The following is a 26,267-nucleotide window of genomic DNA, read 5'->3' on the forward strand; positions in this document are numbered from 1 at the left end:
GCGGGCGTTCCCACGGGCACGGAGAGACGCCGGACCCCCGAGGATCAGGTCAGGACGAGCTCCAGGACGGTGACGGAGAGCGGCGGCAGGGTGCTGGTGAAGGCCGCCGCGGCCCCGGTCACCGTGCTCTTCCTGGGCACCAGCGCGGCGGGATCGGTCAGCGTGTTCGTGGTGGTGCGCGAGGGCCCGGTCAGGACGGTGGCGGTGGCGTTCTTCCTGACGCCCTTGACCAGGCCCTTCAGTTCGACCGGTACATCCACCTTCTGCGTCCCGGAGTTGACGACCGCGACGTAGAGACGGTTCCCGGCACGGGTGGCCACGGTGGCCAGGCCGGGCAGCGCCCGCGCGGTGGCCGGCAGCACCGTGTCGCCCAGCCTGCTCGTCAGCATCTGCTGCGCCCAGTAACTCGGGGAGACGTAGCTGTTCAGGTTGTCGTAGGCGATCAGGTTGGTCGCCCAGACGTTGTTTCTGACGTGGGAGAACAGCGGTGCGTAGCACTCCATGAGGACCTGGTCGGAGTTGCGGATCAGACCGGCCAGCCAAGCGGCGTCGCCCAGTGCGGCGTTCAGGTCGGGCGTGGGGCGGCCCTCCTGCGCGGCCCACTCACCGACGAAGACCTTTGTCGAACTGCGGTCCCTGTTGTCGTACTTGTGCGTGGCGGCCTGGGCGGCGGACGGCGCGAGGTAGTAGTGCTCGTCGATCAGGTCCGGCGTGCGGCTGGTGACCGTCGTCGAGGCGATCAGCTTCAGGTGCGGGTACTTCGCCTTGATCGCGTCGTGGAATGCCGCGAACCGCTCGTCGTAGGAGCCGGAGGAGTCGAACCAGTCCTCGTTGCCGATCTCGACGAATTCAAGCGGGAACGGCTTCGGGTGGCCGTCGGCCGCACGCCGGGCGCCCCACGTGCTGGTGACCGGGCCCGTGACGTACTCGATCTCGTCGAGGGCGTCCTGGATGTAGGGCTTCAGAGCGTCGCCGGTGAGGTGTTCGCCCTTCAGCGCGTACCCGGCGAAGACGGCGAGGACCGGCTGGGCACGCATGTCCTCGACCCACTCCAGGTATTCGAGGAGTCCCAGCCCGTCCGTGGACCAGTAGCCCCACGCGTCGTCCAGGTGGCCGGGGCGCTCCCAGACCGGACCGATGGTGTTCTTCCAGTTGAAGCGGGTCGCGATGGTGTTGCCCTCGAGGAAGTTACCGCCGGGGAAGCGCAGGAACTTCGGCTTCAGGGCGACCAGTTTCTCCATCAGGTCGACGCGCAGACCGTTGGGCCGGTGGTTGTAGGTGGGCGGGAACAAGGACACGTGCTGGAGCCACAGCGTCTCGCCCGCGGCGGCCGGGTCGGCGGTGGTGACGGTCAGTCTCGCGTCACCGGTGACGGGGGCGCCCGCACCCGTGCGCAGGGTCAGTTCGAAGGGGCGGTCGGGGAAGGCGGTGCCGATGTGGGGCAGTTGGGCGGAGGCGTACACCGTCGCGCCGTCCGCCGACTCGACGGTCACCGTGAGCGGGCCGATCCGGCGCGACGCCTTGGCGAACAGCCGGGCGGTGTAGGTGGTGCGGGGCCGCACGGGTATGCCCCAGAAACCGTCATTGGCCACCCCGGCGCGGTTCCCGGCGCCGGTGCCGCTCGGCAGCACGACCTTGAGGGAGCGCTTGAGGACGTCGTTGAGGGGTGTGGCGGTGTCGAGCGCGAGGGTCGTCCCGCCGACGGCGGACCAGTGCACGGGTGCGGTGTCGTCGGCCATCATCGAGCGGTTCTGCACCAGTTCGGCGTAGATGCCGCCCTCGCCGGAGTGGTTGATGTCCTCGAACATCAGGCCGGGAAGGATGGGGGAGACGGCGTGCGCGGGATGGGCGACGTCCACGCTCAGCAGCGGTGTGGTGGTCTCCACCGGCACTCCGGCCAGTGTGGCGACCTGGTCGGAGGTGAGGGCGGTCGGGAACAACTGCACGTCGTCGATCAGGCCGTGCCACTGGTCGACCTGCCCGCCGCCGTAGAGCGCCCGGCCGATGGCGGTGGCGCCGGTGCCGGCCCAGCCCGCGGTGTAGGCGGTCTCCCCTTCCAGTACGCCGTCGACGTAGAGGCGGGTGACACCGGCCGAGGGGTCGCTGACGCCGACCAGGTGGGTCCAGGTGCCGGCCGTGGGGGCCGAGGCGGCGGCCGCAACGGCGGCGTTCTGGGTGGCGTCCGAGTCGAGGCGGGCGAAGGCGAAGGTGCCGGTGTCGTCGCGCAGCCCCAGGTAGAAGGAGCTGACGACCTTGCCGTCGATGCTCACGGCGGTCTGGTAGCCGCCCAGTTGAGCGAGGTTGACCCAGGCGGCCACCGAGAACGCCTGGGAGGTGTCGACGACGGGCCCGGACGCCGTGGCGTTGCCGCCGGCCGTGAGACTGAGGCTGTGGGCGCCGACCTTGCCGGTGTCCCAGGCGGCCGCCCCTTGGAGCGTGGCGGTGCGGCCGTTGCCCGACGAGTCGGCGGCGGAGGTACCGGTGCCCTCGTCGAAGGTCCAGTGCGCGGCCGCGGCGGGGAGGGCCACGGCAGCGGCGTCCGCGGTCGTGCCGGAGCGCCCGGCGGCCGAGGCGGGAGCGGCACCGGCGAAGGTCCCGGCCAGGGACGCGGCACCGAGGGCGGTCAGGACGGTCCTGCGGGACGGTCCGGGTTGTGAGGGCATGCGGAAGTTCCTTTGTTCATCGGACGAATCGACGATCGACGGGGCGCCCGGGGCGGCCGGGAGGGGGCTTCGCGCGGCGGGGGAGCAGGCCCGCGGTGTGGAGGGGCGCGGGCCCGTCGGTGGGGAGGGCCGACGGGCCCGCGGTGACTGCGTCCGTTCGGTCAGGGCGCGATGTCCCACTGCTGGCAGGTGTTGTCGAGCTGCTGCCACTGGCGGACCACGGTGCCGTTGGCCGTTCCGCAGTTCGTCACGTCCAGCGTCATGCCGGTGTTGACGTTGCTGATCGTGTAGTGGGTGCCGACCTTGGTGACGTCCCACTGCTGGCAGGCGTTGCCGAGCGAGGCCCACAACTGGACGGCCGTGCCGTTGCTCTGCGCACAGTTCTTGTCGTCCAGCACCGTGCCGCTGTTGACGTTGGTGATGGTGTAGTGGCCGTTGCCCGCGCCGGCGAACTTCCACTGTTGGCAGGTGTTGCCGAGCGAGGACCAGAGGTCGACCGAAGTCCCGTTGCCGGTACCGCAGTTCACCGCGTCCAGGACCTTGCCGGAGTTGGTGTTGGTCAGCCGGTAGGCGGTACCGGCGACCGGGAAGTTCGCGGTCGGGGTGGTGTAGCCGACGGAGGTGACGTTGGCCTGTACGGCGTTGTCGGCGGCGTCGGTCGGGTAGCCGGAGGTCATGACGCCCTCGAAGAAGGAGCCGTCGGACCCGTTGCTGTCGTCACCGCCGGTGCCGAGGACGATGGCGCCCTCCAGGTGCATCGGGGTGTACCCGCCGAGGTTGGGCAGGGCCCCGTTGTACCAGGTGGTCAACGAGCCCGACTGCGCGTTGCCGCCCTTGATGGCGTAGGTCGTCGTGCCGTTGTTCTTCTCCATGGCGGTGACGTACTCGCTGGAGTTGCCCTTGTTGTTGGTGTTCGAGCCGTTGCCGCCGGCGAACAGGCCGTTCTCCAGGTCGGCCTGGACCCACGGCCCCGAACCCGAGCAGGGGGAGAACCAGCACTCCGTGCCGAAGTTGATCGCGTCCATGTGGCCGTTGCCGGTGTCGTTGGAGGACGTCTCCGCGTTGCCGTAGTCGAAGCAGCAGCGGTTGTTCACGTGGTGGCCGCTCGTCACCATGTACGCGCCCTCGGGAGAGCTGCCGGTGGCGATGCCGGTGGTGCTGTTGTCGCGGTAGCCGACGCCGGCGGACACGAAGACGCCGTACGCCGCGTGACCGCCCACCGTCACCGGCAGGGCGTTGGCGATCGCGCCGACGTCCTGGCCGCCGTTGCCGCCCGGTCCCTCGACGGTGAGGTCGTTGTGGTTCGGGCTCTGGTCGTAGATCTTGGTGATGACGCAGGTCGTGCCGGAGCAGAAGGAGTCCTGCGCCGCGGCGTTGGAGTAGCCACCGGCGCTGAGCACGCCGATGTTGGTGGTGGCCGAGTCCGAGGCGCGCTTCACCTGGTACAGAGAGCCGTTGTAGGAGGCGTAGAGCGCCCGGGTGGTGCTGTGCGCCGCGGCGCACGGTGTCCCCGCGGCGGCGTAGATGTCGCAGGGCAGGGACGAAGCGGCCTGGGCCGTGCCCGCGACGCCGACTATCCCGGCGAGGATCCCGCCGACGAGGGTGAGGACCGCCCCCACGGTGAGCAGGAGCCCTCTCAGGCGTCGGCCTGTCACTCGACCTGTCACTGTGAACCTCTTCCGTTCGTTCTTGTCTCGTCCGGCGCCGCAGGCTCCGGGAGATCTGGATGTGGGCGCTCACAACGCGGGCCCTCGGGTGTCGTCACTCGGTCGGGTTGGGCGGGAAAGGGGAGGGGGGAGAGAGAGCCGGATGGCGAGCTGCGCCGGTCGTTCGGTGTCGCTGGGAACATCACGGCAGGTCGGAGCGGTGGACTGGAAAGAAACTGAAGACCTGTGCGGGTGCCGTTCTCGCGTGGTCGCAGAGTGAACGACCGGTTCCGCGCCCCCGTCTTTTTACGGCCGGATGAATAGGGGGTCAACACCGTTCGATGGTCAAGAGTGCGGAAACAAAACCTGTGCGGTCTGTTTACCCGGGTGGGCCGCCGCGCCGAAAGGGGTCTTGGCGGGCAAGGTAACGGCAGGTCAGAGGGGTTGCGGGTAAAGGCGTAGGACTCGCAAAACGCGCATGGACGGTGCCGGGACGACCTTGACCCCCGAGAATGTGTGCGCTAACAATTCGTCACCGAAGAAACGTGACGGTGCGTGAGGAGGCGGAGCATGGACGGGGATCGCGCACCGGTGATGGCGGACGTGGCCCGGATCGCGGGTGTCTCGCACCAGACCGTCTCACGTGTCCTCCACGACCACCCCAACGTGCGGGCCAACACCCGGGAGCGGGTGCTGGCAGCCGTCCGCGAACTCGGTTACCGGCCCAACGCGGCCGCCCGCACCCTGGCGACGCGCCGCACGCGCACCCTGGGTGTGATCAGCTTCAACACCACGCTGTACGGCCCGGCCTGCATGCTCTACGGCATCGAGCAGGCGGCCAGACAGTACGAGTACTTCGTCACCGTGGCCGCGGTCGGCACGCTCGACCGGCGTTCGGTGCTGGACGCCGTCGACCGGCTGCGCAACCAGGGCGTGGAGGGCATCATCGTCATCGCGCCGCAGACGGCCGCGGTGGCCGCACTGGCGAACGTGCCGCCGGACGTCCCCCTGGTCGCGGTGGGCTGCGGCACCCACACCGCGCTGGCCTCGGTCGCCGTGGACAACGAGGCGGGCGCCGCGCTCGCCACCTCCTACCTGCTCGACCTCGGCCATCGCACGGTGCACCACCTGGTCGGGCCGCGCACCTGGCTCGACGCGCAGGAACGCGAGGCCGGCTGGCGCGCCACCCTGGACAAGCGCGGGGCCCCGGTGCCCGAACCGCTGACCGGTGCCGACTGGACGGCCCGTACCGGTTACGAGCACGGCCGACGGATCGCCGCCGACCGCGAGGTCACCGCGGTGTTCTGCGCCAACGACCACATGGCCCTCGGCCTGCTGCGGGCCGTGCAGCAGGCCGGGCGCCGGGTGCCCGAGGACATCAGCGTGGTCGGTTTCGACGACATGCCGGAGACCGAGTACTTCGGCCCGTCACTGACCACCGTCCGCCAGGACTTCGACGAACTCGGCCGGCGTGCGCTGCGTGCGCTGATCGAGATCGTCGGTGACCCGGATGCCGGGATCCCGGCATCCGGCGACAGGCCCCACATCGTCATACCGCCCAGCCTTGTGGTGCGGACCTCGGCGACCCGCCCGTGACACCGAACGGCGAGGCCGTCGCCGACATCGCCCTGCACACCCTGTCCCTGAACCCGACGGCACCACCACCCGCCCACCTGCTGGAACGCCAGTACACCCGCAAACACGTCCCCGGCGCCTACTACGGCAATCCGGACATGACTCCGACCTCCGGATGACCGGCGCGTCACCGACGGCTTGATCCGGCTGTACCAGGCGGGCCCCCTCCCAGGTCACCAAGGTCTCGGGGCGGCCCCGTCAGGATCACGCGACCACCGCCGCCCGCACACACAGCACGTCCGGCAGATGCGAGGCCAGCTGCCGCCAGCTGTCGCCGTCGTCGGCCGAGGCGTACACCTCGCCGTTGCGGTTGCCGAAGTAGACGCCGGCCGGGTCCGCGTCGTCCGTGCACATCGCGTCCCGCAGCACCGTGCCGTAATGGTCCTCCTGAGGCAGGCCCGCCGTGAGCGGTTCCCAGCTCTTGCCCGCGTCCGCCGTGCGGAAGACCCGGCACCGGTGACCGGCCGGGACCCGGTCCGCGTCGGCGTTGATCGGGAAGACGTACGCCGTCCCACCGCGGTGGGGGTGGGCGGCCGTCGCGAAGCCGAAGGTGGACGGCAGCCCCTCGCCGATGTCCGTCCAGTGCGTCCCCGCGTCGTCGCTCGTGTACACGCCCCAGTGGTTCTGGAGGTACAGCCGGTCCGGGTCGGCCGCGTCCCGGGCGACCTTGTGCACGCACTGCCCGAACTCCGGGTTCGGGTCGGGCAGGAACACCGCGGAGACACCGGAGTTGGACGGCTCCCAGCTCGCGCCGCCGTCCTTGGTGCGGAACACCCCCGCCGTGGAGACCGCCACCGTCACCGCGCGCGGGTCCCGCTTGTCGGTCAGGACGGTGTGGAGCCCCTCGCCACCGCCGCCCGGCACCCACTTCGAACGGGTCGGATGCTCCCACAGGGGCCGGACCAGCTCGAAACTCTCCCCGCGGTCCTCGGAGCGGTACAGCGCGGCCGGTTCCGTGCCCGCGTACACCACGTCCGGCTCGGCCGCCGCCGGATGCAGCTGCCAGACCCGCTCCAGGGAGGCCCCGGTGTCCTTGGGGAACTTCACGGCGGGCTGGGCCGGCTCCGTCCAGGTGCGGCCCAGGTCGTCGGAGTGGAACACCGACGGGCCCCAGTGCGCGCTGTCGCCACCGGCCAGCAGCCGCGGGCGCGCGCCCCGGGTGTCGATCGCGACCGAGTACACGGCCTGCGCGTTGAAGTACGGGCTCTCGTCGAACTCCCAGGTGCCGCCTCGCTCGCGCCCGATGAACAGACCCTTGCGCGTGCCCACGGCAAGCAGCTTCTCCGTCATACCGATCGCCTCCGCTGTGCTCTGACGTCTTTGTCCCAGCCACCGGCCAGTCTGCACCCCGCCACTGACAGTCACCTCTGGAAAGGGCTTCACCGCAGGTCAGGGCGGGGATGGTAACCGGCAGCGGCGATTGCCGGGCGGCTTTCGGCAAGATGAGCGCGGGGACGGGCGGGTGGTGGGACCGTCGTGACGGAGAACTCGCCCTGAGCCGTGAGCATCGGGGCGGGCTCTCCCGTATGGGAGGTCGGTCCGGCATGTTCGTGCGCCCGTCGCTCATGAGGAGGATGCCCTCGATGGCGTTCCGTGGTCCCAAGGTCTGGCTGTGGCGCTGGCGGCGCAATCCGCTCAGACGCCGTGCCGACGCCGTCGAGGCGTGGGTCGTGCTCGGTGCCTGGCTGCTCACCGTGGTGGCCGGGGTGCTCGCGGGTCTGGGGGTGAGCCGGGCCGTCGAGCACCAGCTGGCGCTGGAGCGTGTCGAGTGGCGGCCCGTCGTGGCCCGGCTCGCCGATCAGGCGCCCGGCACGGCCGATCCGGGCACGTCGAGTGGTGAAAGGGTGTGGGGCGAGGTGGTCTGGATCGGGGCCGACGGCTCGGCCCACTCGGGCCAGGTGCGCGTCGATCCCGGCAGCACCCAGGGCACCCCGGTCACCGTCTGGACCGACGCCCGGGGCCGTCTGATGACCCAGCCCGCCACAAAGGGTCAGGCCGAGATCCGCGCCGCGATGATCGGCGTACTGGTCGGCTTCAGCACCGCGGCCGTCCCCTTCGTGGGGGGCCGAGTCCTCCGCGGCCGCCTGGAACGCCGCCGCCTCGACCAGTGGGACGCGGACTGGGCGCACTTCGGACCGTTGTGGGGCGGGAGGCGGGCCGACGGGAGATAGCACCGGCGGGGCGGGGCCGCGTGGGGTGGGCCGGCGGTGTGCAACCACCCGAGGCGGGGCCGCCCGGTGTGCGGGACGCGAGTGACACCTCGCGAACCGCACCCGGGACCTCGCCGCACTCGCCACGCTCCCTCCATGCGTGAGCGGCCCCCTACGCGCCCCCCAGCACGTCCCCGCACGCCCGCACCAACCGCTCGTCGTCCAGCACGTCATGGCTGCCGTACCCACCGGACGGCGACGCCAGATGCCGTCGCCGAGCCGCCAGTTCCGCACGAAGAAGATCGTGCAGCGGCGCTGAGGCAGGCCCCAGGGCGGCGAGGCAGGCGGTGATCGTCAGGCGCGTGTACGGATTCTCCGTCCAGGCCGTGCGCAGTACCGGCGCGGCGAGCTCCGCGTCCCCGGAGATCCGCCACACCGCGCACGCGGCGGACACCCGCTCCCACAGGTCCTCCGCCAGAACCATCCGCCGCAACCCCGGCAGCGCCGCACCGGCCTTCGCCCCAAGACGCGCCAGCGCCCCCGCGGCCAGTCGTCGCCGAGGCGTTCCGTCCGTCAACTCGCCGGTCAACACGGGCAGTACGGCCGACGCGTCCCCTTGCACGGACCACAGCGCCCCTGCGGCGAGCGCCGCGTACTCCGTCTCCAGCAGCTCGCGCAGCACGGGTATCACCAGGGAGGGCGCCGCCCTCCCGAACGCCTCCAGCGCGCGAACAGCCGCCTCCACCACGGGGTCCCGCGACCGCAGCCGCACCGGCCCCCGCAGGAGCCGCAACACCTCCGGTACGGCCTCCGCGTCGCCCAGCGCGGTGAGCGCCGACAACAGCGGCACCGCCCGCTCGAAGGTCCCGGCGGAGTCCGGCACCACCTCACCCAGCCGACGACGCAGCGCGGGCGCGAGCGGGGCCGCCCCGGGGCCCAGGTGACCGATCACATGCCCCAGATCGTCGGGTACGACCTGACCGGCCAGCACCTCCGCCAGTACCGGCGTCGCCCGGGAATCCCCGCTCCTGGCAAGCGCCTTGAGCGGACCGCCCAGTGCCGGTGCCCCGTGCTCCCGGCGCCGTACCCACAGGTCGGGCCGGGAGGCCACCAGGGCGGCCAGGTCGTCGGCGGCGGGTGCCGCCAGGTCGAACAGGTCCTCCAGCACGGACACCGCGGCGTCACGCAATCTGCCCTCCCCGGTGGCCAGTTGAGCGCCGACAAGGGTGACGGGCTCGGCCCAGTCGGCGCGCCACTCACGGAACAGCCCCGCCGACATCCACACGGCGTTGCACCGGTCGACGGCGTCCGGGCTGGTCAACTGCCCCTTCAGAAGGGCGGTGCGCTCGTCGAGCCGGTCACCGAGCCCGCGGTGCAGGGTCCGCAGCAACTGCGAGCCCTCCTCGTCCGAGGGCCGCAGCCGTCGTAGCCGACTCGCGAGGGTGTCGGCGTGGGGGCAGTCGGCACCGTGCCGTCCGGTGGACCGCCGGGCGGAACGCTCTCTGAGCAGTCCGACGGCGACCGTCACCAGGTCGGGCGGGAGCCGGTCGGGGGCGCGGTGGGCGAGCTGGCCGAGGGCGGCGAGGCGCAGCCCGGGGTCGTACGGCGCGGTGCTCTGTGCCGTCAGCAACTCCAGTGCCCCGGCCGCGTGCCCGGGATGCCGCCGTGCGAAGAGGCCCAGGCTCTCGATGAGGGCGTGCAGGACCCGGTCGTCCCGCTCCAGCGCGCAGCGCTCCCGCAACAGGGCGAGCACGCGGGCCGGTTCGTCCAGGAACCGCACGAGGGCTCCCGGGGCGGCCCGGCGGACGGCGGGGTCGGCGTCCTCCGCCAGCCGGACGAACACCTCGGCGCCGGCGCGCACTCCCTCCCGGGCCCGCGTGCGCGGACCGTCCTCGGCGTCCTCCTCCGCGCCCGCGCTCTCGGCCCCGATGCTGACGAGGAGTTCGACGATGCCGGCCCGGTCCGCGACCTCCCCGCTTGCCACGAGCGCGAGCAGAAACGGAACGCAGGCCAGGGTCGAGTCGTACACGTCTCCCTGGTGGTGCACGGCGCCGTACATCCCGTCGAGGGCGGTCTCCCGCTCGGCCGGGTCAGCGGAGGCGAGCCCCCGCAGCAGTCCGGGCACGTCAGCCGCGCTGCCGTACGCATGCCGCAGCGCGGCCCAGTCGACCTCGTCGATCCCCGTGAACACGTTGTCCTCCCCAGGCGAAGTACCAACTGATCGGAGTCTGCACCACGGGACCGACAACGAAGCGGAATCAGTGTGTGACGGTGAGCGATCCGGACAGGGAGGTAGTCCGGTTTTCGCCAGGCGGCCCTGGAATGGCCTCAGTTGGCGCCGGGCAGTGCCCTCCCGAGGATCGCTGCCACGTCCGCCGCGTCGGGCAGCGTGCCGAAGGCGTGCCCCCAGTCGCCGCCGAGACGGGTCGCGCAGAACGCGTCGGCGACGGCCGGCGGGGCGTGCCGGACGAGGAGGGCGGCCTGGAGTGTCAGCGCCATGTGCTCCACCAGTCGGCGGGCGCCCGCCTCGGACGCCGTGGCCAACTGGTCCTTGAGGCGGGCGACGGCCGCGTCCAGGCGGGCGTCCGCCCCCTGGGCCAGGGCGAGTTCGCCGAACAGCGCCTGAGCGGTGTCCGGATCGCGGCGCAACGCCCGCAGGACGTCGAGGGCGTTGACGTTCCCGGAGCCCTCCCAGATCGACAGCAGGGGCGCCTCCCGGTAGTGCCGGGGCATGCCCGAATCCTCCACGTAGCCGTTGCCGCCGAGGCATTCCAGGGCCTCCGCGGTGAAGGCCGGACCCCGCTTGGTGACCCAGTACTTGCCGACCGCGGTGGCGATACGGCGGAACGCCTGCTCGCCGGCGTCCCCGCGCACGGCCCGGTCGGCGGCGCCCGCCAGCCGTAGCGTGAGGGTGGTGGCGGCCTCGGACTCCAGTGCCAGATCGGCCAGGACGTTGCGCATCAGCGGCTGGTCGATCAGCCGGGCGCCGAACGCGCTGCGGTGCCGGGCATGGTGTCCCGCCTCGACGAGCGTCCTGCGCATCAGGGTCGCCGACATCATCACGCAGTCCAGCCGCGTGCAGTTGACCATCTCGATGATGGTCTTGACGCCCTGTCCCTCGGGGCCGACCAGCCAGGCGACCGTCCCGTCGAACTCGGGCTCGGAGGAGGCGTTGGACCGGTTGCCGAGCTTGTCCTTGAGGCGCTGGATGCGGAAGGTGTTGCGGCTGCCGTCCGGCAGGACGCGCGGGACGAGGAAGCATGACAGCCCGCCGGGCGCCTGTGCCAGCACCAGGAACACATCGCACATCGGCGCCGACGTGAACCACTTGTGCCCGCGCAGCGTGTACATCCCGGCCTCTGCGGTGGGTGTCGCCGTGGTGGTGTTCGTCCGGACGTCGGAGCCGCCCTGCTTCTCGGTCATCCCCATGCCCGCGAGCAGCCCGCGCTTCTCGGTCGGCACCCTGAGCTCCGGCTCGTACTCGCGGCCCGTCAGCAGGGGTTCGTAGATCTTCGCCAGCTCCGGCTCCTTGCGCAGCGCCGGGATCGCCGCGTACGTCATCGACGTGGGGCAGCCATGGCCCGCGTCCGTGTGTCCCCACACCAGGCCGCCCGCCGTTCGGGCGACATGGGCGCCGGTACGGTTCTCCGCCCACGGTGTGCCCGCCAGGCCCTCGGCGACGGCGGTCCGCATGAGGTGGTGCCAGCTCGGGTGGAAGTCGACCTCGTCGACCCGGTTGCCGTACCGGTCGTGCGTGCGCAGCACCGGCTCGTGCCGGTTGGCCTGATCCGCCCACTCCTGGGCCTCGGCGCTGCCGGCCCGCAGACCGAGCCGCCGGAGGCCCTCCTCGGCCCAGTCGGCGCCCTCGCGGCGCAGTCCCTCCAGCAGCACCGGGTCGTCGGAGGCGTCGTACGGGGCCAGGGGAGGGGGCTGGTTGGTGACGGCGTGGGTGGCGGCGTGTCCTGGCGCGGCGAGTGAGTCCATGGCATCCATGTTGCACTTAACGTGCGATCGTAGCAATAGTGCAACAGGAAGGGGTCGTACAGTACGTGACCATGCACAGGAACGTGTCGGAACAGCCCGGTGAGGTCGACCTGCGGCAGCTGTCCGCCCGGTCGGTCGTGCTGAGCCTGCTGCTCGGCGCGCATCCCCCGCAGCTGCCGGTGAAGGACCTGGTCCGCGCGGTGGAGCCGTTCGGGGTCGGCGGCTCCACGCTGCGTGCCGCCCTCAGCCGGATGGTGAGCGCCGGTGACCTGCGGCGCGCCGAGGGGGTCTACGGCCTCAGCGACCGGCTTCTCGCCCGTCAGCGCCGCCAGGACGACTCCGTGCACCCCCGCACGCGCGCGTGGAGCGGCGACTGGGAGATGGTCGTGATCACCGCGACGGGCCGTGGACCGGCCGAACGCGCCGAACTGCGCGCACGGCTGACCGCCCTCCGGCTCGCCGAACTCCGCGAGGGCGTCTGGCTGCGCCCCGCCAACCTGCTCCGACCGCTCCCGGACGACCTCGACACGATCGCCCAGCGCTGCACGGCCCGCCCCGCGGGTTCCGGCCCCGAGCTGGCCGCGGCCCTGTGGCCCCTGGACCGCTGGGCGGCCGACTCCCGGGCCCTGCTCGCCCATGTCGCCCGCGCGGACCGGCCCGCGGACCGGCTCACCGGCTTCGCGGCGGTCGTACGTCATCTGCTGGCCGATCCGGTGCTGCCGCCCGAGCTCCTGCCGCCCGGCTGGCCGGGCGCCGCACTGCGGTCCGCGTACGCGGCCTACCAGAGCGAGCTCGCGGACACCGTCCCTCAGGACCACGCCCGCACATGACACGGCGGCCGTGCGAAGCGCCGTGCGGGGACGCTTCGTACGGCCGCCTTCACCTGCCGAGCGGCTACCTGTAGGTGATGTCGGAGGTGGCGTACTTGCAGTAAGTACTGTCGGGTCCGGAACCGTTGGTGGTCGGCTCCTTGCCCGTGTTGTTCCCGATGTACTTCTGGCACGGGACGATCTTCTTGCCGGAGTCACCGACGATCGTGATCTTCTTCAGGGTCGCGCTGTCGCCGTAGTTGGTGTTGATGCCGACGAGCTTGTTGCCCGAGTAGGTCGCCTCGATGGTGTTGAGGTTGATCGTCCGCTTGTACTGCGTCGAGCAGTTGCCGCAGGAGCGGACGAAGGTGCCGAAGTTCTGCACCGCGAAGTTCGAGACGTTGAGCGTGCCGGCGCCGTTGAACTGGAACACCTTGTCGCTGGCCGACCGCGCGCCACCGCCGGAGACGGTGTACACGTTCGACGACGAGGAGCCGCGGAAGGTCGCCGCGTCCTCGCCGACGTCCTCCCACCACACGTTCTGCAGCGTGCAGCTGCCCGCGCAGTGGATGCCGTCGGCGGCGGGGGCGCCGATGATGACGTTCTTCAGGACGGTGCCCGCGGCCAGGTTCAGGATCGGCCCCTGGTCCTCGTCCTGGCTGTCGCTGCCCAGGTCGCCCGTGCCGTACAGGCGCTTCATCCCGTAGTCCTTGGTGCCGGACAGCTGGATGGTCGAGGAGACCGCCTGGCTGCCGTTCGCGGTGGGCCAGGTGGCGGCGCTCGCCGTCGGCGCATTGAGTGTCATGATCATGCCAACCGAGAGGCCGAGGGCGGCCGCGGCGCCGGTCAGCGCGCGCGTACGCGCGCGTGGGCGTGCCGAAGAAGTCATGTCCCGAATCCTTCTTCCTTGTGGTGGGGGTGGACTGGTGGGGGAAAGTCAGAGCTTTCCGGCGCCCGCGCCGCCCGTCACCGAGGCGACGACGGAGGAGGCGGGCTCGGCGGTGTAGCTGTACGGAGCGGTGGTGAAGGTGCCGACCTGCGAGACCTCGGTGGCGGCTCCGCCGAGGTCGTTGCCGCGCAGGTTGGCGTATCCGTCCACGTCACTGTTCCGGTTCGTGGTGACAGCGACTCCGGTGCTCCGGAAGACGTTGTTCTCCACGAGCATCTGGGCGCCCATGCGTGAGTGCACCGCGGTCTCGGCGCCGACGACGTAGTTGTCGTAGAAGTGCCCGGTGCCGAAGCGCAGACTGGGGATGCGCGAGTTGACGTTGTTGAACCAGTTGTGGTGGTACGTCATCTTCAGATGGCCGGTGTCCTGGCTCGCGTTGTTGTCGCTGTGGCCGACGAGCGAGCCCTTGAAGTGGTCCTTGAAGGTGTTCCAGGACACCGTGACGCTGTCCGAGCCGTGGTTGATGTCCAGCAGCCCGTCGTAGTAGTCCTTGTCGTGATCGCGGTCCGCCGAGAAGGAGTTGTGGTCGATCCACACCTTCGTCGAGGCCTGCACCTCGATGCCGTCGGCGGGCGCGACGGGCTTGCTGATGTTCAGGTTGCGGACCACGACGTTGGTGACCTTCTTCAGCCGCAGCCCGCCGCCGGTGAACCCGGACGACGAACCGACGCCCAGCACCGTGGTGTTGGAGCCGACGTCGACCGTGCCGCTCAGCGAGATCAGGCCGTTGACCTTGACGACCTTCGCCGTGCTGCCGGTGACGGCCGTCTTGAAGGCGCTCAGCGTGGAGACGGTGACCGCGGAAGCGCTGCCACCGCCGGTGGTGCCGGCGCCGAAACCGATGGGGGAGGTCTCGGCGGCCCCGGCCGGCTGCGGAACGGCCAGGGCGGCCGCCGTCGCGAGCGCGGCCGCACCGGCGGCAAGAGCGGATCTTTGCGCGTGTGTACGTGGGGGGCGAGTACGCATGCGGGTGCGTCCCTTCGTGGTGCCTGCATGGTGCCTGGTCGGTCATGTACGTGAAGAGTGTTCTCAAACTTGAACGACGTGCGCAGTGCGGTGCCGCAATGCAAGGACCCGGTGAGGCGAGCCGGTCACATCGCTGAACGGAACGTAGAGGGTAAGCGCTTTCTGGTCAACGCTTTGCGCAGAAGACATCCGGCCACCCAGGTGGGGGAGGGGGTGGTGGTCGCGAGCGAATTCTTTCGAGGTGTGGGAGCGCTTCCATGGCGGCCATGCGCATGCCACGATGCTCGCCGGACGCTTCCCTTCCGCGAGATCTCGGAGACCTTCCGAGAGGGGTGAGCAGGTGGCGACTCCATGCATGCGTACGTTCGCCGGCGGCCCGGTGCTCACCCTGCTCGCCCTGCTGCTGTTGCGCTGTCGTGGCGCTGCCCTGTCGACCCAGATCAACTCATCCGGCTGATCCTTCCGAAAGAGAGGGGCAAGGACGTGTCCACCACCCGCACGAGACCGCTGAGTTCGATGATGGCGATCCTGCTGTCGTTACTCGCGGCGGTGCTCTTCGCCGCCGTCCCCACCGCATCCGCCCGCACGGAGGCCGTCCCCACGGCGACCCTCACCGAAATCACCAATTTCGGTACCAATCCCAGCAATCTCCAGATGTACCTGTACGTGCCGGGCAACGTCACCGCGCATCCGGCGGTCGTCGTCGCCGTGCACTACTGCACCGGCTCGGGACCGGCCATGTACAACGGCACCGAGTGGGCCCGACTGGCCGACACCTACGGCTTCGTGGTGATCTACCCCTCGGTCACCCGGTCCAGCAAGTGCTTCGACGTGTCCTCGCCGCAGGCGCTCAAGCGGGGCGGCGGCAGCGACCCCGTGGGCATCAAGTCGATGATCGACTGGACGGTGAACACCTACTCCGCCGACACCGGCAGGATCTACGCCACCGGCATCTCCTCCGGCGCGATGATGACGAACGTCCTGCTCGGCGACTACCCGGACGTGTTCGCGGCGGGTGCGGCCTTCTCCGGCGTCCCCTTCGGCTGCTTCGCCACGACGGACGGCTCAGAGTGGAACAGCGCCTGCTCGGGTGGCACCGTCACCCACACTCCGCAGCAGTGGGGCGACCTGGTCCGCGCCGCCTACCCCGGCTACACCGGCCCCCGGCCGCGCATGCAGGTGTGGCACGGCACCACCGACGACGTGCTGCGCTACCCCAACTTCGGTGAGGAGATCAAGCAGTGGACGAACGTCCTCGGCGTCAGCCAGACGCCGGCCGCCACGGACACGCCCGTCTCCGGCTGGACCCGCACCCGCTACGGCGCCACCGGTGACCGGGCCCCGGTCGAGGCGATCAGTCTCCAGGGCGTCGGCCACAACCTCTACACCACCGGCATGGCCGCCCGCGCCCTCACCTTCTTCGGCCTCGACGGCTCGGGCCCGGCGCCCCAACCCCAGCCGGGCGCCTGCAAGGTGACGGCCACGACCAACGCCTGGAGCACCGGCCTGACGGCCTCCCTGACGATCACCAACACCGGCACCACCGCGATCAACGGCTGGCAGCTGGCCTTCACCCTCCCCACCGGCCAGTCCATCACCAACGGCTGGGGCGCCACGTACAGCCCGTCCTCCGGCGCGGTGACGGGGACGAACGCGACGTACAACGGCACGATCGCGCCGAACGCGAGTGTCAGCATCGGCTACCAGGCGAACCACGGCGGGAACAGCGCGGCGCCGGGTGCCTTCACGCTCAACGGCAAGGCCTGTACGGCGAGTTGACGGCTCACCGGCCGTCGCGGCCCTCCGGCGGGATGTTCCGGCGCAGTGCGCGGGCGTCCCGCCGGACGGCATGCCAGGAGCGCAGCAGACCCCGCACCTGGTCGAGCAGTCCGGTGAGGGCGTACAGAAACACGGACACCACGCTTGCCGCGCCCAGGATGTCCAGGACGATCCGCGACTCCATGCTCGGGGCCTCCTCCGAGAGGGAGGGTGATCGAACCGAGCGCGAGCCGCAGGCGGGATGGCAGGTGTCTCAGGCCGACCACCCGCTACCGACGGTGATCAACTGAGGCCCTGCCGGCGTGCAGGCCGCGTGTGAAGTTGTCGCGATTGACGCGCCGCCGATCCCTCGGTGGACGCGCCCGAAAGGGACGCCGGACCCATTCCCCGTCGCGGTCGGCGAACCGACCGTGCGCAGGCGAGCTTACTGCCCGTGCCCCCTGCGCCGAAGGCCCTTCGCGGAAACGGCGTCAGACCGACCGGTGGTACTGGTCCGGCACATGCACGTTCCCGCCCAGTTCCCGCGCCGCATGCCGCGCCCAGGACGGGTTCCGCAGCAGCTCGCGGCCGAGCAGCACCGCGTCCGCCTCGCCGTTGGAGAGGATCTTCTCGGCCTGCTCGGTCTCCGTGATGAGACCGACCGCGGCCACCGGCAGGGTGGTCTCCGCCTTGACGCGGGCGGCGAAGGGGACCTGGTAGCCGGGGCCGACGGGGATGCGCACGCCCGAGGCGTTGCCGCCGGTGGAGACGTCCAGGAGGTCGATGCCGTGGGCCCGCAGGTCGCGGGCGAAGCGGACGGTGTCCTCGGCGGTCCAGCCGCCCTCCTCCAGCCAGTCCGTCGCCGAGACGCGGAAGAAGAGGGGCTTGTCGTCGGGCCAGACCTCGCGCACCGCGTCGACGACCTCCAGCGCGAAGCGGGTGCGGTTCTGGTACGAGCCGCCGTACGCGTCGGTGCGGTGATTGCTGTGCGGGGAGAGGAAGTTGCCGATCAGATAGCCGTGGGCGCCGTGGATCTCGGCGACTTCGAAGCCGGCGGCGAGGGCGCGGCGGGCCGCGTCCGCGAACTGGGCGACGATCTCGGTGATCTGATGCCCGGTCAGCGCGGCCGGTACCGGGTGGTCCTCGTCGTACGGCAGCGCGCTCGGGCCCAGCGGCTGCCAGCCCCCTGCGTCCGGGGCGAGCGGCGCGCCGCCCTTCCAGGGCTGGTCGGTCGACGCCTTGCGGCCGGCGTGGGCGAGCTGGATTCCCGGGACCGTGCCCTGGGAGACCAGGAAGCGGGTGATGCGGCGGAACGCCTCGACCTGGGTGTCGTTCCAGATGCCGAGGTCGTAGGGGGTGATACGGCCCTCGGGGCTGACCCCGGTGGCCTCGACGATGATCAGGCCCGCGCCGCCGGCCGCGCGGGCCGCGTAGTGCGCGAAGTGCCAGTCGTTCGGGGCGCCGGTCCCGGGGCCGTCCGGAGCGGCCGAGTACTGGCACATCGGCGGCATCCACACCCGGTTCGGGATCGTCACGTCGCGAAGCGTGAAGGGCTCGAAGAGTGCGCTCACGGCGGGCTCCATTCGTCACGGGACCGGTGGTGGTCGACTCGTACGATAGGCATCGTAGTACGTCGGATGTCAAACTACGATAGGTCTCGTACAATGGGGGTGCCCGAGGCCGGTCCCCGAGTCCACGGGGCCCCGGGAAAGCCTGGAGAAGTGGAGCCGCCGTGACCTCCCCCGCCGTCAGCAGTCGTGCCCTTCCACATCCGGAGCGTGGCGAGATCAGGCTGGAGGGCGTCCTGCACGCGCTCTCCGACCCGATGCGCCTGCGGATCGTGCGAGAGCTCGCCGCGGTCAGCGACGAGCTCTCCTGTTCGCACTTCGACCTGCCCGTCACCAAGTCGACGACCACCCACCACTTCCGGGTGCTGCGCGAGAGCGGAGTGATCCGGCAGATCTACCAGGGCACGGCCAAGATGAACGGCCTGCGCCGGGACGACCTAGACGATCTCTTCCCGGGGCTTCTTGACAGTCTCCTCGACGCCGCCGCCCGCCAGGCCGTCCGGGTCGGGAGCGGCTGAACGGGACTTCCCCGGCAGGTGGTTGAAGAGCAGGTTCAGCACGATCGCCGTGAGGCAGCCCGCGCTGATGCCGCTGTTCATCACCGTCTGGAACCAGTCGGGGAACTTCTCGTAGATCGTCGGCACGCCGACCGGCAGCACGCCCATGGCCACCGAGACGGCCACCACGGTCAGGTTGTTGTTGCCCTTGAAGTCCACCTGGGTGAGGGTCCTCAGGCCGCTTGCCGCGACCGTCCCGAACATGACCAGGCCCGCCCCGCCCAGCACCGGCGCGGGTACGGCCGCGACGACCGCACCCAGTTTGGGCAGCAGGCCGAGCAGGACCAGGATGCCGCCGGCCGTGGCGACGACCCAGCGGCTGCGCACCCGGGTCATGCCGACGAGGCCCACGTTCTGGGCGTACGCCGTGTAGGGGAAGGTGTTGAAGACCCCGCCGAGCACGGTCGACAGGCCGTCCGCGCGCAGACCGTCCGAGAGGGGCCGCGGTTCGACCTTGCGGTCCGTCATCTCGCCGACCGCGATCAGGTCACCGGTCGTCTCGGTCATCGTCACCAGAGCCACGACCAGCATGGACACGATCGCCGAGAACTCGAAGGTCGGCGCCCCGAAGTGGAACGGCGTGCTGATCCCGACCCAGTCCGCGTCCCCGACCCCGCCGAAGTCCGTGAACCCGAAGGGAACGGCCACCGCCAGGCCCACCACGATGCCGATCAGCACCGCGATCCGGCTCAGGAACGCGGGCCCGAACCGCTGCACCCCCAGCACCACCGCCAGCACGAAGACGGCCAGCGCGATGTTCTTCGGGGCGCCGAAGTCCGCCGATCCGACGCCGCCCGCCACCCAGTTGCCCGCGACCGGCAGCAGGGAGATACCGATGACAAGGATCACCGTGCCCGTGACCAGCGGCGGGAAGAAGCGCAGCAGCTTGCCGAAGACCGGTGCGAGCAGCGTGATCGCGAGTCCCGCGACGATCACCGAGCCGTAGATCGCCGGAAGTCCGCCACCCGTGGTGCCGATCAGGACCATGGGGGACACGGCCGCGAAGGTGCAGCCCTGCATGATCGGCAGTCGTACGCCGAAACGCCAGAAGCCGATGCACTGGATGAGGGTGGCGATGCCGCACACCAGCAGGTCGGCGGTGATCAGATACGCCAGGTCCGCCGGTGACAGCTGCATCGCGCCGCCGACGATCAGCGGGACGGCCACGGCGCCCGCGTACATCGCGAGCACGTGTTGGAGACCGAAGGCGGCGAGCTGTCGTACCGGAGGTACTTCGTCCACGGGATGCACAGGGGTGGTTTGGGCCATGTCCGAGACCGTAGGGGTGTTGAACAGTTTGTTGATTTCGGCGGTGTTGCCGGTTCGTTGCCCGGTGCTGATCCGCTGCCGACGGCTCGGTATCCCGCGCCCCTAGCGGGCGTGTCCGTGCACCACCCCCATCAGGGACTGCCAGTCCGGGAGCTTCACGACACCCCTGCCCAGGGACGCGCCGAGCGCCGCCTCCGCTCGCTCTATCGCGCACCAGCCCGCCCACTCCACCGGCTCGACGCCCGCTGCCCGCAGGGCGTCGAGCGGGTCCTCGCGGAGTTCTTCGTGTACAAGCACGGGGGCGTCCGCGAGGAGCGAGGTGACCGTCTCCTTGGCGTCCGGGCGGTTGGTGCCGATCACGCCGGTCGGGCCGCGCTTGATCCAGCCGGCCACGTACTCTCCGGGGACGGCGGAACCGTCGTACACCACACGGCCGTCGACGTTGGGCACCGTGCCGCTGTCCGCGTCGAACGGCAACCCCTCCACCGGCATTCCCCGGTAGCCCACCGAGCGCAACACCAACTGGGCCTCGATGTCCTCGAATTCGCCGGTGCCGCGCACGCCGCCGCGCCCGTCCGGCACCGTCCGCTCGAAGCGGACCGCGCCCACGCGGCCGCCGTCGGCGAGGAGTTCGACGGGGCGCAGGAAGAAGCGCAACGAGATCCGGTGGGCGGACGGGCGTGACTCCGCTGCCGCCCAGCCCCGCAGCACCTCCACGTTCCGGCGCTGCGGCGCCGGCAGGGCGGAGGGATCGAGGTAGGCCGGGTCCCGCGCCAACTCCTGTGCGTGCACGGCCACTTCGGTGTCCGGAAGTGAACCGAGCTCGCGCAGCTCCTTGGTGGTGAAGCGGGCCTGGGAAGGGCCTCGCCGGCCCACCATGTGGACCTCCGACACCCGGCTGGCCGCCAGCGCGGTGAGCGCCGGATGCGGGATGTCGGTCGGGCTGAGCTCGGTCACCCCGCGCGCCAGCATCCGCGTCACGTCGACGGCGACGTTGCCCACACCGATGACCACCGCCGACCGGGCGCCGGCCACGAAGCCGTCGGCCGTGGAGTCGGGATGCGCGCTGTACCAGGACACGAACTCCGTCGCCGACCAACTGCCCGGCAGCTCCTCGCCCGGGATCCCCAGATGCCGGTCGGTGGCGGCACCCACGCAGTACACGACGGCGTGGTACAGCTCGCGCAACCGGGCGACCGGCACCCCGCCGGGGCCGACCCCGACATTGCCGAGGAACCGCACCCGCTCGTGCTCCAGGATCGTCCGCAGACTGGTCTGGAGCGATTTGATCTTCTCGTGGTCCGGTGCCACCCCGTAGCGCACCAGACCGTACGGGCAGGGCAGCCGGTCCAGGACGTCGACGAGCACGTCGGGGTCCTGCTGGACGAGGCTCTGGGCGGTGTAGCACCCGCTGGGCCCGGAGCCGACGACGGCGACACGCAGCACGGCGGAACTCCTTACGAGAGGAGTCGCTGACACCTCCAGGATCGCACCGCCGGTGCTGCTCTGACAGGGTGCCGGAGCGACCTGGGTGTGCGTGTCCGTTCGAATGGATTGTGATCATGCGGTTACGTTGCGTGTGTGCTAGAAGCATCCTTTCTTAATCTTTCTGATCGTTGTCCGACGGACGGCAGCGTGTCCGTGTGGCCCGCGTGGGAAGTGCGGGAGGACGCCGGTGCGATGGCGTGGTTCACCGTCCGGCTGGCCTTCTCCGACGGCGCCCGGGTCGACGCACTCGCCGTGGTGGGCCAGGGAGGTGTCTGCCTGGAGGACGTACGGGCGACGCCCGCCCTGCCGCTCGACGACCTGGGCGTGCTCGCGGACTGGATCGAGGGGCCGCTCTTCGCGGCTTGCGGAAGGGAGCCCGAGGCGGTGGCCGGTGAGGCCGGACCGCGTCGTGCTCGCCCGGCCTGGCCGCGCGGCCCGGAGGGGCGGTGGCTGGTGGCGCAGGAGTACCGGGCCGCCCAGGAGGACGGCGTCGACCCGGTCCTCGCCGTGATGTGCGCGACCGGACACAGCCGCCGCAAGTCGCTCCGGCTCATCTCGCAGGCGCGCGACGCGGGCTTCCTGACGCCACGTCACGCGCGGCGGTGAAGCGGGCGCTTGGGCCGACCGGCCTATCGGAACCTGTCGCCTCGGTTCAGAGCATGTTCCGCATGCGGTTGATCTCGCTCGTCTGCTGGGCCACCACGTCGTCCGCCATCTCCTCGATCCGGACGTTGTTGCCCTGCCCCTTCACGTCCGTCGCCATGGTGATCGCCCCCTCGTGGTGAGTGATCATCAGCGTGAGGAAGAGCTCGTCGAAGGCCTTCCCCTTCGCCGCTCGCAACTTCTCCAACTGGGCCTCGGTCGCCATGCCGGGCATCCTGGCGTGCGCGTGGGCGTCGCTCTTCTCGGACTGGCCGTACTCCTTCAGCCAGGCCCTCATCGCCTCGATCTCCGGCCCCTGGGCGGCCGAGATCCGCTCGGCGAGGGCCTTGAGCTTCGCCGACTCGGCGCGCTGCGGGGCCAGTTCGGTCAGTTCCAGGGCCTGGGCATGATGCGTGATCATCATCCGCGCGTACGAGACGTCCGCCGAGTTGGGGGTGTCGTCGTCGGCCCGCTGCTCCTCCGCGTCCTGGGCGGACAGTGTGCGGTTCGCCTCACCGGGCTTGCCGGGCACCAGCACCGAAGGCCCGGTCGCCGGGGCGGACTTCGGGTCTGTGTCGGAGTCGCACCCTCCGAGGACCAGGGCTGCCAGCGCGACCAGGGCGGCCGTCGCGTACGGCGCGCGGCGGAAAAGCGCAGTGCTCACCGTGGACCCCTCATGACGATTTCGTTGCCTCCCGTTGATCTGTGCATGGCGAAGACGATACTGCGGTGACGCGTGAACCGTTCCACATGAACGGCACAGGGAGGAAACAGTGATCCTGTTGCAAGAGTCCCGAACCCGCCACAGACGTCTGGGAGTTGCCGCGGCCGCCGCAGGTCTCCTGGCCGCGCTGCTGACCGCAGGCCCCGCCGTCGCGACCCCAGACCCCGGGGACGGTCCGACGGCGGGCAAGAGTGTCTCCAAGAGCACCGAGGCCGAGGTGAAGGCGGCGATCGCCGGCGGCGAGATACCCGGGCAGGACGAGATCGTCCACTCCGACAACATCGAGCACCTCGTCAACATCCCCAAGGACGCACTGACCGGCACCAATTCGGACCTGGCCTTCCAGGGCAGGTACGCCTTCTCCGGGAACTACGACGGCTTCCGCGTCTTCGACATCAGCGACCCGAAGGCGCCGAAGACGATCGCCCAGGTGCTCTGCCCGGGCTCGCAGAACGACATCTCCGTCTCCGGCGACCTGCTGTTCCTGTCCACCGACTCCTCGCGCAGCGACAGCAGTTGCAGCAGCACCACCCAGCCCGCGACCGAGAAGTCCTCGTGGGAGGGCATGAAGGTCTTCGACATCAGCGACAAGGAGAACCCGAAGTACGTCGCCGCCGTGGAGACCGCCTGCGGCTCGCACACCCACACGCTGGTGCCCGAGCCCAGGAACGTCTACATCTACGTCTCCTCGTACTCACCGAGCGCCGCCTACCCCGACTGCCAGCCGCCGCACGACGGCATCTCCGTCATCAAGGTGCCGCGCGACGCCCCCGAGGAGGCGGCGGTCGTCAGCTTCCCGGTGCTCTTCCCCGGCGAGGGCCCCGACGGCGGCGGCAACCCCGGTTCGCCCACCAACCCGGGCGTCGCCAAGACCACAGGCTGCCACGACATCACGGTGCTCCCGGACAAGGACCTGGCGGCGGGCGCCTGCATGGGCGACGGCATCCTGTTCTCCGTCAAGGACCCGGAGAACCCGAAGGTCATCGACCGGGTGCAGGACAACGTGAACTTCGCGTTCTGGCACTCGGCGACCTTCAACCAGAAGGCGAACAAGGTCGTCTTCACCGACGAGCTGGGCGGCGGCGGTGCGGCCACCTGCAACGCGGAGATCGGTCCGAACCGCGGTGCCGACGGCATCTACGACATCGTCGGGAAGGGCGACAAGCGCAAGCTGGTCTTCCGCAGCTACTTCAAGATCCCCCGCTACCAGGCGGACGTCGAGGTGTGCGTGGCCCACAACGGCTCGTTGATCCCGGTCAAGGGCAGGGACATCATGGTCCAGGCCTGGTACCAGGGTGGTGTCTCCGTCTGGGACTTCACGAACTCCTCGCGCCCGAAGGAAATCGGCTACTTCGAGCGCGGACCCGTGACCACCGGGCGGCTGACGACCGCCGGCCCCTGGTCGGCGTACTACTACAACGGCTTCATCTACTCCAACGACATCGCCAAGGGCTTCGACGTCCTGAAGCTCAGCGACAAGCGGACGGATCCGGCCAGGAAGGTGCGGCTCGGCGAGCTCAACGTCCAGACCCAGCCTGACTACTTCGACTGATCCCCGGCCTCCGGGCCCGTCTCGAAGAAACGCGACAGATCCTTGTCGCACGTCCCGTCGGGTGCCTCGGTGCCCGGCGGGACGCCCTGCTCCCAATCCAGCCGGTAGCGGGTGAACAGCTCGGCGCGCAGGGTCGCGATCGGCAGGGGCACGTTCGGCAGGACCATCGCGTAGACGGCGCCCATGAGCTGCGAGCGCAGCATCGGGTAGTCCGTCCCGACCGTCTGCGAACCGTGCCGTTCCATCGTGTCCCGCAGCAGTTCGGCGAGGCGCTGCTGTTCCGGGCACTGTACGAAGCCCTCGGTGTCCAGCAGTCCCGCCATGTGCTGGCGCATGAGCACCGTCCGGTCCTGTGCCAGACCGAGGACCGCGTCGATGGCGCGGGCCATCCGCTCCCGGCCGTCCTCGGTGCGCGGCTCGCGCTCCAGGGCCTCCTCCAGCGTGCGGTGCATGAGCCGGTGCACCGCGGACTGCACGAGCCGGCGCTTGCCGGGGAAGTAGTACGACACCAGACCGCGCGCCGAACCGGCCCGGTCCGCGATGTCGCCGAGGGTCGTGGCCTCGTAACCCCGCTCGGAGACCAGTTCGAGTGCCGCCTGCAGGAGCCGCTCCCGGGAACGGCGGCGCAACTCTTCGTTGACCGAGGCGCTGCGCGGGGACATGCTGTAACTCCTGCGTTGACTGGCTATCAGCCAACTATACTCAGTGCGTCCGGACCGGCCCGAAAACGGCCTGGTCGGGGCTGCTGCCTGCTCTGGGCGACGCGGGGGATCGTCCAGGGTGGGCGAGCATACGCCCCAATGGTGTCCTCAGGCGACCTTCTGGCGGGGCGACCACCCCGTTTTCGGACAGTTTTCTGCTGTCGATTCCGAGCGGAAACCCCGATCGGAACCCCGGCCTCAGTCCACCAGGTCGAGGACGGGCCGCAGCGCGTCGGGCCGCTGCGCCGCCGGCAGATGATCCACGAAGTGCACCGCGCAGCCCAGGGCCGCCGCACCGCCGTCCGCCCGCCGGTCGTCGCCGACCATCAGCACGTCCCGGGGCTCGGCACCGAGCGCCGTGCAGGCGGTCTTGAACAGCCGGGGGTCGGGCTTCTGGACGCCGTGTTCGTACGACAGCACATACGCGTCGACGTACTCATCGAGCCCGTGCGCGCGGAAGACCGGGCGCAGGTCCCAGCCGATGTTGCTCACGACGCCCACCTTGGTCCCGCGCTCGCGGAGTGCGCGCAGTACCTCGGCGGCATCGGGATACGGCTGCCAGGCCGCGGGGAGCATGTGCCGGTCGTAGAGCGCGTCGTGCAGGGCGGGATCCGGCAGCGTGACGAGCCGCGAAAGCCCGGTGTACGCGGCCCGGTGCAACTCGGCGCTCTCGTCCCGGACGTCCCACACGGCGGCGAGCCCGTCCGGCATCGGCACCCGGGGCGCGACCCCACCGGGCAAGGCCCCCACGTGCTCCAGCTCCCGCGCCACCCCCGTCAACTCGGCCTCGGCGAGAGGGAGTCCCGCCTCGTCGAGGGCGGCCCTCAGCCAGGAGTGGGTGGACTCGATCCGGAAGAGGGTCCCCGAGAAGTCGAACAGGACGGCAGCCATACGATGATCTTACGGGCCGGCGTTCCATGTCCGGGGGAGGGCGTTTCCGCAGAACACGCAGACGAAATCCTGCTCGCGCGCGATCGACCGCTCCCCGCACTCGTCGCAGAGCCGGAACACCATTCGTGGGTGAACCGGCCCGGGTGCTCGACGCCGGCCAGGTCCAGCGCACGCCCGACCGCCTGCCATGAATCGAGGTCCGGACAGTAGCCCGTGGAGTGGTTGGTGACCTCGTCGACCGCCCAGCGGCCGGCGGCCCAGGGCGACGACGAAGGTGAAGGGCTCCGAGGTCTCGGCTGCCCCGCGCCCCGACAG

General features: G+C 70.6%; 21 protein-coding genes and 1 pseudogene. 8 read left to right on the top strand and 14 right to left on the bottom strand.

Annotated features, from left to right (window positions below; translation table 11 throughout):
* Nucleotides 1-44 precede the first annotated feature (44 nt).
* Together RKD20_RS39885 and RKD20_RS39890 are read right to left on the bottom strand one after the other, a co-directional pair.
* Nucleotides 45-2,663 carry a LamG-like jellyroll fold domain-containing protein gene (locus tag RKD20_RS39885; protein ID WP_424881945.1) on the bottom strand — a complete coding sequence of 873 codons (2,619 nt, stop codon included), beginning with the start codon at nucleotides 2,661-2,663 and terminating at the stop codon, nucleotides 45-47.
* A 161-nt stretch (nucleotides 2,664-2,824) separates the two neighbouring features.
* Entirely contained in the window at nucleotides 2,825-4,318 is a 1,494-nt protein-coding gene (locus RKD20_RS39890; protein WP_424881946.1) for an arabinofuranosidase catalytic domain-containing protein, read from the bottom strand.
* A gap of 561 nt (nucleotides 4,319-4,879) precedes the next feature.
* On the opposite strand from RKD20_RS39890, the gene RKD20_RS39895 reads away from it, so the two are divergent.
* Both RKD20_RS39895 and araD read left to right on the top strand, forming a co-directional pair.
* Nucleotides 4,880-5,905, top strand: a complete 1,026-nt coding sequence (locus RKD20_RS39895; protein ID WP_424881947.1) for a substrate-binding domain-containing protein — start codon at nucleotides 4,880-4,882, stop codon at nucleotides 5,903-5,905.
* 11 nt (nucleotides 5,906-5,916) lie between these two features.
* Nucleotides 5,917-6,063: pseudogene (gene araD, locus RKD20_RS39900) on the top strand (L-ribulose-5-phosphate 4-epimerase); the annotation flags it as partial.
* A gap of 85 nt (nucleotides 6,064-6,148) precedes the next feature.
* Here the strand turns inward: araD and RKD20_RS39905 are convergent.
* Nucleotides 6,149-7,234, bottom strand: coding sequence for a WD40/YVTN/BNR-like repeat-containing protein (locus RKD20_RS39905; protein ID WP_424881948.1), 1,086 nt, complete (start codon nucleotides 7,232-7,234; stop codon nucleotides 6,149-6,151).
* Nucleotides 7,235-7,527: 293 nt separating this feature from the next.
* On the opposite strand from RKD20_RS39905, the gene RKD20_RS39910 reads away from it, so the two are divergent.
* Nucleotides 7,528-8,115, top strand: coding sequence for an Rv1733c family protein (locus RKD20_RS39910; protein ID WP_424881949.1), 588 nt, complete (start codon nucleotides 7,528-7,530; stop codon nucleotides 8,113-8,115).
* Nucleotides 8,116-8,266: 151 nt separating this feature from the next.
* Here RKD20_RS39910 and RKD20_RS39915 read toward each other — a convergent pair whose 3' ends face one another.
* Both RKD20_RS39915 and RKD20_RS39920 read right to left on the bottom strand, forming a co-directional pair.
* Nucleotides 8,267-10,285: a HEAT repeat domain-containing protein gene (locus RKD20_RS39915; protein WP_424881950.1), complete on the bottom strand. Its 2,019-nt coding sequence runs from the start codon at nucleotides 10,283-10,285 to the stop codon at nucleotides 8,267-8,269.
* Nucleotides 10,286-10,422: 137 nt separating this feature from the next.
* Nucleotides 10,423-12,078 carry an acyl-CoA dehydrogenase family protein gene (locus tag RKD20_RS39920; RefSeq protein WP_424881951.1) on the bottom strand — a complete coding sequence of 552 codons (1,656 nt, stop codon included), beginning with the start codon at nucleotides 12,076-12,078 and terminating at the stop codon, nucleotides 10,423-10,425.
* 71 nt (nucleotides 12,079-12,149) lie between these two features.
* Between RKD20_RS39920 and RKD20_RS39925 the strand changes: the two genes are divergently transcribed.
* Nucleotides 12,150-12,908, top strand: coding sequence for a PaaX family transcriptional regulator C-terminal domain-containing protein (locus RKD20_RS39925; RefSeq protein WP_424881952.1), 759 nt, complete (start codon nucleotides 12,150-12,152; stop codon nucleotides 12,906-12,908).
* A 64-nt stretch (nucleotides 12,909-12,972) separates the two neighbouring features.
* On the opposite strand, the gene RKD20_RS39930 is transcribed toward RKD20_RS39925, so the two are convergent.
* Together RKD20_RS39930 and RKD20_RS39935 are read right to left on the bottom strand one after the other, a co-directional pair.
* Nucleotides 12,973-13,776 (bottom strand): pectate lyase, encoded by an 804-nt coding sequence (locus tag RKD20_RS39930; protein WP_402265538.1) that lies wholly within the window; start codon nucleotides 13,774-13,776, stop codon nucleotides 12,973-12,975.
* Nucleotides 13,777-13,824: 48 nt separating this feature from the next.
* Complete coding sequence (locus RKD20_RS39935; protein WP_424881953.1) at nucleotides 13,825-14,802, bottom strand: pectate lyase family protein; 978 nt, start codon at nucleotides 14,800-14,802, stop codon at nucleotides 13,825-13,827.
* Nucleotides 14,803-15,318: 516 nt separating this feature from the next.
* On the opposite strand from RKD20_RS39935, the gene RKD20_RS39940 reads away from it, so the two are divergent.
* Nucleotides 15,319-16,581 (top strand): PHB depolymerase family esterase, encoded by a 1,263-nt coding sequence (locus RKD20_RS39940; protein ID WP_424883430.1) that lies wholly within the window; start codon nucleotides 15,319-15,321, stop codon nucleotides 16,579-16,581.
* A gap of 4 nt (nucleotides 16,582-16,585) precedes the next feature.
* Here RKD20_RS39940 and RKD20_RS39945 read toward each other — a convergent pair whose 3' ends face one another.
* Both RKD20_RS39945 and RKD20_RS39950 read right to left on the bottom strand, forming a co-directional pair.
* The gene (locus tag RKD20_RS39945) at nucleotides 16,586-16,765 is read right to left on the bottom strand and encodes a hypothetical protein (protein WP_359426111.1); all 180 of its coding nucleotides are present in this window, start codon (nucleotides 16,763-16,765) and stop codon (nucleotides 16,586-16,588) included.
* 286 nt (nucleotides 16,766-17,051) lie between these two features.
* On the bottom strand, nucleotides 17,052-18,131 hold the full coding sequence (locus tag RKD20_RS39950; protein ID WP_424881954.1) for an NADH:flavin oxidoreductase/NADH oxidase: 1,080 nt from the start codon (nucleotides 18,129-18,131) through the stop codon (nucleotides 17,052-17,054).
* A gap of 161 nt (nucleotides 18,132-18,292) precedes the next feature.
* Here RKD20_RS39950 and RKD20_RS39955 point away from each other — a divergent pair, with 161 nt between their 5' ends.
* Nucleotides 18,293-18,646 (top strand): ArsR/SmtB family transcription factor, encoded by a 354-nt coding sequence (locus tag RKD20_RS39955; protein WP_424881955.1) that lies wholly within the window; start codon nucleotides 18,293-18,295, stop codon nucleotides 18,644-18,646.
* Here RKD20_RS39955 and RKD20_RS39960 read toward each other — a convergent pair.
* Nucleotides 18,566-19,954 (bottom strand): nucleobase:cation symporter-2 family protein, encoded by a 1,389-nt coding sequence (locus tag RKD20_RS39960; RefSeq protein ID WP_424881956.1) that lies wholly within the window; start codon nucleotides 19,952-19,954, stop codon nucleotides 18,566-18,568. The two genes, RKD20_RS39955 and RKD20_RS39960, sit on opposite strands and share 81 nt — an antisense overlap.
* A 102-nt stretch (nucleotides 19,955-20,056) precedes the next feature.
* Nucleotides 20,057-21,400, bottom strand: coding sequence for an FAD-dependent oxidoreductase (locus tag RKD20_RS39965; RefSeq protein WP_424881957.1), 1,344 nt, complete (start codon nucleotides 21,398-21,400; stop codon nucleotides 20,057-20,059).
* A gap of 189 nt (nucleotides 21,401-21,589) precedes the next feature.
* Here RKD20_RS39965 and RKD20_RS39970 point away from each other — a divergent pair, with 189 nt between their 5' ends.
* Nucleotides 21,590-22,048, top strand: a complete 459-nt coding sequence (locus tag RKD20_RS39970; RefSeq protein ID WP_424881958.1) for a DUF6214 family protein — start codon at nucleotides 21,590-21,592, stop codon at nucleotides 22,046-22,048.
* Between the two features lie 46 nt (nucleotides 22,049-22,094).
* Here the strand turns inward: RKD20_RS39970 and RKD20_RS39975 are convergent, their stop codons facing one another.
* Nucleotides 22,095-22,748 (bottom strand): DUF305 domain-containing protein, encoded by a 654-nt coding sequence (locus RKD20_RS39975; RefSeq protein ID WP_424881959.1) that lies wholly within the window; start codon nucleotides 22,746-22,748, stop codon nucleotides 22,095-22,097.
* Nucleotides 22,749-22,857: 109 nt separating this feature from the next.
* Between RKD20_RS39975 and RKD20_RS39980 the strand changes: the two genes are divergently transcribed.
* Entirely contained in the window at nucleotides 22,858-24,360 is a 1,503-nt protein-coding gene (locus RKD20_RS39980) for an LVIVD repeat-containing protein (protein ID WP_424881960.1), read from the top strand.
* On the opposite strand, the gene RKD20_RS39985 is transcribed toward RKD20_RS39980, so the two are convergent.
* Together RKD20_RS39985 and RKD20_RS39990 are read right to left on the bottom strand one after the other, a co-directional pair.
* Nucleotides 24,348-25,022 (bottom strand): TetR/AcrR family transcriptional regulator, encoded by a 675-nt coding sequence (locus RKD20_RS39985; protein ID WP_424881961.1) that lies wholly within the window; start codon nucleotides 25,020-25,022, stop codon nucleotides 24,348-24,350. The genes RKD20_RS39980 and RKD20_RS39985 overlap by 13 nt on opposite strands.
* A 237-nt stretch (nucleotides 25,023-25,259) precedes the next feature.
* Nucleotides 25,260-25,952, bottom strand: a complete 693-nt coding sequence (locus RKD20_RS39990) for an HAD family hydrolase (RefSeq protein WP_424881962.1) — start codon at nucleotides 25,950-25,952, stop codon at nucleotides 25,260-25,262.
* Nucleotides 25,953-26,267 lie beyond the last annotated feature (315 nt).

The sequence above is a fragment of the Streptomyces sp. SLBN-8D4 genome, assembly GCF_049739545.1.
Taxonomy (GTDB): Bacteria; Actinomycetota; Actinomycetes; order Streptomycetales; family Streptomycetaceae; genus Streptomyces; species Streptomyces canus_C.